Consider the following 7,005-nt stretch of genomic DNA (forward strand, 5'->3'; position numbering starts at 1 on the left):
ACCTACTGAGAAAAGGTGCCCGTAACCTGTAGCTGAGCACCTCGGCGCCTTTACCAGAGGGCAATGTCGTAGGTGAAATAGATTCGGTTGCTGTCACGTCCGCGCGCAAAATCCGAACGGTAGACGTAGTTGCGCAGCTTTACGCCCACGCCCTTGAGCGTGCCACTCTGGACCACGTAGGCCAGTTCGGTGTCGCGTTCGGACTCTTTGATGTTGGTATCAGACTTGCCATCGTTCCCTTTGAGATAACGGGTCATGAACGTCAGCCCCGGCACGCCCAACGGCGCAAAGTCGTAACCGTAGCTGAGCATCCAGGTCTTCTCGTCCTCCTCGATGAACTTGCCAATGCCAACGTTGCTGAACGAGTACACCGTCGCACCACTGATGTATGGCAACCCGGCGGCACCGCTGAGTTGTTGGTAACCGCCACCAAAGGTGTGCCCCGCCACCGCGTAGGACAACTGGCCGCTGAGCATGTCGTTATCGATTTTCGAGGCGTAGGCACGGCCCGCGTCCTTGCTGTTGAAGTAGCGCAGGTCACCGGCCAACACCCCGGGACCCAACGGCAGATCGTGCTGGATGCCGGCAAAATTCTGCCGATAGAAGTTTTCCAGCTCGCCGTAGAAGTAACTCAGACGCGTGTTCTTGCCGAGTTTGTAGTCACCGCCGGCGTAGGTGAAATCGCCACCTTTGTCGCCTGAATAACCGTCAGGAACGATCGACACGCTGTCGGTGGAATCGCGCAGTTTGAATCGGTCCAGATGGCCGCCGGTCAGGGTCAGGTTTTCGATGTCGGTACTGGTGACTTGTCCGCCCTCATAGGTCTGCGGCAGCAAGCGCGCATCGTTGTAGATCAGTACCGGGTTTTTGGGCAGCAGGGTGCCGTACTTGAGGGTGGTCTTGGCCAGTTTGACCTTGGCCGCCGCCCCGGCACTGGCAAACTCATCGGCGGCACGGCCGTCATCTTGCACCGGCAGCAGACCGGTGCCACTGCGGCCACGACCGGAATCAAGTTTGACCCCCAGCAAGCCCAGTGCATCAACCCCGAAACCCACTGTGCCTGGGGTGAAACCCGACTGAAAATCCAGCAGGAAGCCCTGGGCCCACTCGGTGCGTTCACTTTTGGCGGTTCTGGCCGAGCGCGCACTCAAGCCATGCTCATCGCGAAAGTTTTCGTTGATATAGACGTTACGCAGTTGCAACTTCAACTCGCTGTCGTCGATGAAATCACTCGCACTGGCAGTGGCCATCGGCAACACACCCAGAAGAGGAAGAAGAGCCCCGCACGTCAGAAAGTGGGTCATGTCGAACTACTCATATTGTTGTTTTATGGATGCACGTGGCCGCGCGTCCGACATCGGGCGCGTGGAGTTCTATCAAGTGGCTAGTCAGGGATGAATCAGGCGAACAGCGTCAAGGCCCCGGTCAGCAGGGCTAAAGCTGTGACCACCAGGGAAGTGAGCACCGCCCATTTGAAGGTGGCGCGCTGGAAGTCGCCTAGGTCGCGATCGACCATCCCCACCAGCAACAGGGTCGAGGCCACCAGTGGGCTCATCAAGTGCACCGGTTGGCCAAGAATCGACGCCCGGGCGATTTCCACCGGGTCGATCCCGTAGGCTGCCGCCGCGTTGGCGAGGATCGGTACCACACCGAAGTAATAGGCATCATTGGACAGCACGAAGGTCAACGGCATGCTGGTGATCGCCACCACCAGCGGGAACAGGTGCCCCCAGGACGGTGGAATCCAGTCCACCAGGGTTTGCGCCAATGCGTCGACCATTTTGGTTCCAGAGAAAATCCCGGCAAAAATACCAGCCGCAAACACCAGCAGGACTACAGTCATGGCGTTGCCGGAGTGTGCAAGGATGCGTTCTTTCTGAATGTCCAGTTGCGGATAGTTGATCATCAGCGCCAGCACGAAGCCAATCAGAAACAGGATTGCCGAGTGCATGAGCCCCATCACCAGCGCGACCATCACCGCCGTCACCAGCAACAGGTTGATGTAGGCCAGTCTCGGACGTTTGTGCGGCGTGTCCTCAAGAATCGCCTTGATGTAGCAATCGCCGCCACCGCTCTGCAGCTCGATACTGCCGATGCGTTTACGCTCGGCGCGGCCCAGCAGGAACGCGGTGAATACCACCCATGCAGCGCCGCCGATCATGGTCGGCAACAACGGAACAAAGTACGCCCCGGCATCCAGCCCCAACGCGGCAATCGCCCGGGTCGCCGGGCCGCCCCAAGGGGTCATGCCGCTCATGATGCTCAACGCCAGCATGGAAGTGGTCGCCAGAATCATCGGGTTCATCCCAATGCGTTTGTACAACGGCAACATTGCCGCACAGGTGATCATGTAAGTGGTGGTGCCGTCACCGTCCAGGGCGACAGTCAGCGATAGCAGCGCAGTACCGACCGCAATTTTCATCGGGTCGCCGTTGACCCGTTTGAGAATCTTGCGGATCAGCGGATCGAACAACCCAGAGTCGATCATCAAACCGAAAAACAGAATCGCAAACAGCAGCAGTGCCGCCGACGGTGCGACCATCTTCAGGCCGTCGAGCATCATTTTTCCGGTGGTCCCGCCAAAGCCGCCGATGATCGCAAAGACAATCGGAACGATGGTTAATGCAACGATGGGTGATAGACGCTTGGTCATGATCAGGAACGTGAACACAACCACCATGGCCAAGCCGAGTAAGGCAAGCATAAGGCAACTCTCTTGTTGTTATGGAATGCGTGGCCGACGCGCCAGGCGTACGACCCCGAGCTTGTTCTGATGCAAAACTGCGGTGACTACGTGGGAAGACTACCCGGCGAACCTTTGGGAAACCGGGGCATAAACAAAGCCGGAAAACAGCCTTCGGGCGGTACGAACAACAGAGGCGCGAATTGTCTCACCGTTCTCCCCGGTGTAGGACAAGACGACATCGATGCCGCCGCTCGGGTGCTCGATTCGCACCTGTTGCAATCGCGGCCCACCGATATTGCCGAGCATCTGCGCCACCACACTGCCTTCGCTGACACAGGCCGTGGCAAGACCGATGGAACCGGTAATGGCCAGCGCACGGTGGCAGTTGTGCGGCATGAAGTAGCGAACCTGAATCGTGCCGCCAGCCTTGGCCTTCGATACCAGCACAGGCTTGGGGATGACCTTGTCGCTGACATCGCCCAGGCCCATGGCCATACCGGCCTGTAGTCGCAGGGCTTCGAGGCGCTGCAGAAAGTGTTTGTCGGCGTCCAGTTCGGTCGGCGTTTCGTCGCCGCGTTTGCCCAGGTGACGCGCTTCGATGATCATCATCGGCATGGCCATGTCGATGCAGGTCATTGGAATGTCATCGAACCTGTCCTGGGTGCTGCCGGTTGGAAACAGCTTGCCGGTCTTGCTGCCGGCCGCATCGAGGAATGTCAGTTGAACCGGTGCCGCGCTGCCAGGCACGCCATCAATGGCGGTGTCGCCTTCATAGCTGACCTTGCCATTTGGCGTCTGCACATCAGAGGTGACGAAGGTGCCGGTGTTGAGGTTGCGAATCCGCACGCGGGTCAACTCACCGGCCGCCTTGACCAGACCCTGCTCGATGGCAAACGGCCCGACCGCGCAGAGCATGTTGCCGCAATTGGGGGCGGTATCCACCCGTCGCTGAGACACCATGACCTGGACGAACAAGTAATCAACATCGGCATCGGGATGCAACGAAGGGCTGACGATGGCGACCTTGCTGGTTTGCGGGCTGCCACCGCCGATGCCGTCGATCTCCAGTTCGTGACCGGAGCCCATCACCGAGAGCAACAGCTCATCGCGTTCTTGAATCGAAACCGGCAGATCCCAAGCAAGAAAAACCGGCCCCTTTGAAGTACCGCCGCGCATCAGCACACAAGGAATTCGTTGCATGACTACTAACTCTTGTTAATCAATCGAGGTAATTGATGTCTTGCAAACAAGAGTGACAGGGAAGTAATTGTGTTTCCAATGCAAAGATCAGAGCGATTATTGCGTTTCACAAAAGAAAGTTTTACCGTGATTCAGCGCCCTCCTCCGACGAGATAGAAACATGGAATATGAACTCCAGGACATCCGATCTTTCGTGAAAATCGCCGAATTGGGGAGTTTTCACGAGGCTGCCGACGCACTCCATCTGTCGCAACCAGCCTTGAGCCGACGGATAAAAAAACTTGAGGAGGGTTTAGGGACTACATTGCTCGACCGAACCACGCGCAAGGTCAGCCTGACCAGTGTCGGCCGTGACTTCCTGCCCAAGGCTCGCCGATTGCTGGATGACTTCGACGATTCGATCCTGAACATCCGTGAGCTGGCCGAGCGGCAAATCGGTCAGGTGACCCTGGCCTGCATTCCAACCGCTGCGTTTTACTTCCTGCCGTCGGTGATTCGTCTTTATAACGAGCGCTACCCGAAAATCCGCATCCGTTTGCTCGACCTCAGCGCCAATGAAGGGCTCGAAGCGGTGCTGCGGGGGGAAGCCGACTTTGGCATCAACATGATGAGCGGCCAGCACCCGGACATCGAATTCGTTTCACTGGTCAACGAACCCTTTGTCCTGGCTTGCCGTCGTGACCATGAACTGGCCCGGCGGACGTCCGTGACCTGGTCAGAATTGAGCGATTACCGATTGATCGGCGTCGGGCGCCTGAGCGGCAACCGCATGATACTGGACCACGCCTTGTCGGGCCTGAGCTGGCGTCCGCAGTGGTTTTATGAGGTACAACATCTGTCCACCTCGCTGGGTATGGTTGAAGCCGGTCTAGGGGTTTCCGCCATGCCGAGCCTCGCGATGCCGACGGCGGATCACCCGACACTGGTGAGCATTCCGCTCACCGATCCTGTGGTGAACCGGACACTCGGCCTGGTTTACCGTCGAGGCGCATCGTTATCACCGGCGGCGGAGAAATTCGTTTCGATCCTGCTCGAACAATGGCCCCACTGAGCCGTGAACTCGACCAGCAATCTCCTTACTGACTGAACGGACGCCAGCCTTTATCCTGACGCCCCGCTGAAAATCGGGCGAGCGCCACTCTCGCCTGCCACACCCTGGAGTTTCGCCATGCCCCACGAAGGCAATCTATTGCAAGCCGCTGTCGTCTTTTTATTCGCGGCGGTGCTCACCGTCCCCTTGGCCAAGCGCCTGCAATTGGGGGCGGTGTTGGGTTATCTGTTTGCCGGGGTGATTATCGGGCCGTCGGTGTTGGGCTTGATCGGTAATCCGCAAAGCGTCAGCCACTTCTCTGAACTTGGGGTGGTGTTGTTGCTGTTCATCATCGGCCTTGAGTTGTCGCCGCGACGCTTGTGGGTGATGCGCAAATCGGTGTTCGGCGTGGGCCTGGCGCAGGTGCTGCTGACCGGTTCGGTGATTGGTGTGCTGGCGTTGTTCGTGTTCGGGCAATCCCTGAACAGTGCCATCGTATTGGGCCTGGGCCTGGCGTTGTCGTCCACTGCGTTTGGTTTGCAAAGCCTGGCCGAGCGCAAGGAACTGACCAGTCCGCATGGGCGGTTGGCGTTCGCGATTTTGCTGTTCCAGGACATCGCCGCGATCCCGCTGATCGCGATGGTGCCGCTGCTGGCCGGCGGTGATCACACCACCAGTGCCGCCGAAGATTTGAACCATGGCTTGCGGGTGCTGGGCAGTATCGCGGTGGTGGTGATCGGCGGGCGTTATCTGTTGCGACCAGTGTTTCGCGTGGTGGCCAAGACTGGTCTGCCAGAGGTGTCCACCGCTACCGCGTTACTGGTGGTGATTGGTACGGCGTGGCTGATGGACCTGGTTGGCGTGTCCATGGCACTCGGCGCGTTCCTCGCCGGTTTGCTGCTGGCGGATTCCGAATATCGCCACGAACTGGAAGCGCAGATCGAGCCGTTCAAGGGCCTGTTGCTAGGGCTGTTTTTCATCAGTGTCGGCATGGGTGCCAATCTGAGTTTGCTGCTCAGTGCGCCGATTGTGGTGCTGGGGCTGACTGTGCTGCTGATCGCGATCAAGCTGCCGCTGCTGTTTGTAGTCGGTCGACTGGCCGGGGGCTTGGGCAAGGTCAACGCGATTCGATTGGGGATTGTGTTGGCGGCCGGTGGTGAATTTGCTTTTGTGGTGTTCAAGATCGGCCGGGATCAGGGCTTGTTCGAGCCGCGCCTGTACGACTTGCTGGTGCTGACCATCACCCTGTCGATGGCGCTGACCCCGCTGTTGTTGCTGGCCTGCGCACGACTGGTCAAACCCAAGGTTCAACCGGTGGAAGTGCCGGAGAAATTCCGCGAAATCGACACCGACGCACCACGCGTGGTGATCGCCGGCATGGGCCGTATGGGGCAGATCGTGGCGCGGATTCTGCGGGCGCAGAACATCAAGTTCGTCGCCCTCGACACGTCGGTGGAAACCATCGAACTGTCCCGCAGCTTCGGCGGCGTGCCGGTGTTTTACGGCGACCCGATGCGCCCGGAAATTCTCAGCGCGGCCAAGGTCGAGCAAGCGGAGTTCTTCGTGATCGCCACCGATGATCCGGAGACCAACATCAAGACGGCCGAGGTGGTGCACAAGCTCTATCCGCACATCAAAATCATCGCCCGCGCCCGCAACCGTCAACATGTGCACCGGTTGGTGGATGTCGGGGCGCAGGCGGTGCGGGAAACCTATTATTCCAGCCTGGAAATGACCCGACGGACCTTGGTTGGACTGGGTCTGACGCAGGCCCAGGCAGATGCGCGGATCAAGCGTTTTACCCATCACGATGAACAGGTGCTGGAGGCCCAGCATGCGGTGTATGACGATGCGGCCAAGGTGATGCAGACTGCGCAGGAATCGCGGGCGGAATTGGCAAAACTGTTTGAGTCGGATCAGTTGGAAGAGGAAGCGGGTAAGGCTTGAGGTGATTGTGAGGGCCTCTTCGCGAGCAAGCCCGCTCCCACATTGGATCTATGTCAGCCGCAAATCTTGCTGACTCGGTCAATGTGGGAGCGGGCTTGATCTGGCCTAATGAAATTGGACACCTCAATAGGGCGCTATGATG

At 58.7% G+C, this 7,005-nt stretch carries 5 protein-coding genes; 2 read left to right on the top strand and 3 right to left on the bottom strand.

The genetic code is table 11. From position 1 onward, the window contains the following. Positions 1–50: 50 nt before the first annotated feature. The 3 genes from IC37_RS24785 to IC37_RS24795 form a co-directional block, all read right to left on the bottom strand. Entirely contained in the window at positions 51–1,304 is a 1,254-nt protein-coding gene (locus IC37_RS24785) for an OprD family porin (RefSeq protein WP_030129389.1), read from the bottom strand. A gap of 95 nt (positions 1,305–1,399) precedes the next feature. Beyond that, positions 1,400–2,704 (bottom strand): CitMHS family transporter, encoded by a 1,305-nt coding sequence (locus tag IC37_RS24790; protein WP_030129390.1) that lies wholly within the window; start codon positions 2,702–2,704, stop codon positions 1,400–1,402. A 99-nt stretch (positions 2,705–2,803) separates the two neighbouring features. Further along, on the bottom strand, positions 2,804–3,886 hold the full coding sequence (locus IC37_RS24795) for a 4-oxalomesaconate tautomerase (protein ID WP_030129391.1): 1,083 nt from the start codon (positions 3,884–3,886) through the stop codon (positions 2,804–2,806). Between the two features lie 160 nt (positions 3,887–4,046). On the opposite strand from IC37_RS24795, the gene IC37_RS24800 reads away from it, so the two are divergent. Together IC37_RS24800 and IC37_RS24805 are read left to right on the top strand one after the other, a co-directional pair. Beyond that, positions 4,047–4,937, top strand: coding sequence for a LysR family transcriptional regulator (locus IC37_RS24800; RefSeq protein ID WP_030129392.1), 891 nt, complete (start codon positions 4,047–4,049; stop codon positions 4,935–4,937). Between the two features lie 117 nt (positions 4,938–5,054). Then, positions 5,055–6,863 carry a monovalent cation:proton antiporter-2 (CPA2) family protein gene (locus IC37_RS24805; RefSeq protein ID WP_030129393.1) on the top strand — a complete coding sequence of 603 codons (1,809 nt, stop codon included), beginning with the start codon at positions 5,055–5,057 and terminating at the stop codon, positions 6,861–6,863. Positions 6,864–7,005: the final 142 nt, after the last annotated feature.

The organism is Pseudomonas sp. QTF5 (assembly GCF_000512695.2).
In the GTDB taxonomy this organism is placed as follows: Bacteria; Pseudomonadota; Gammaproteobacteria; order Pseudomonadales; family Pseudomonadaceae; genus Aquipseudomonas.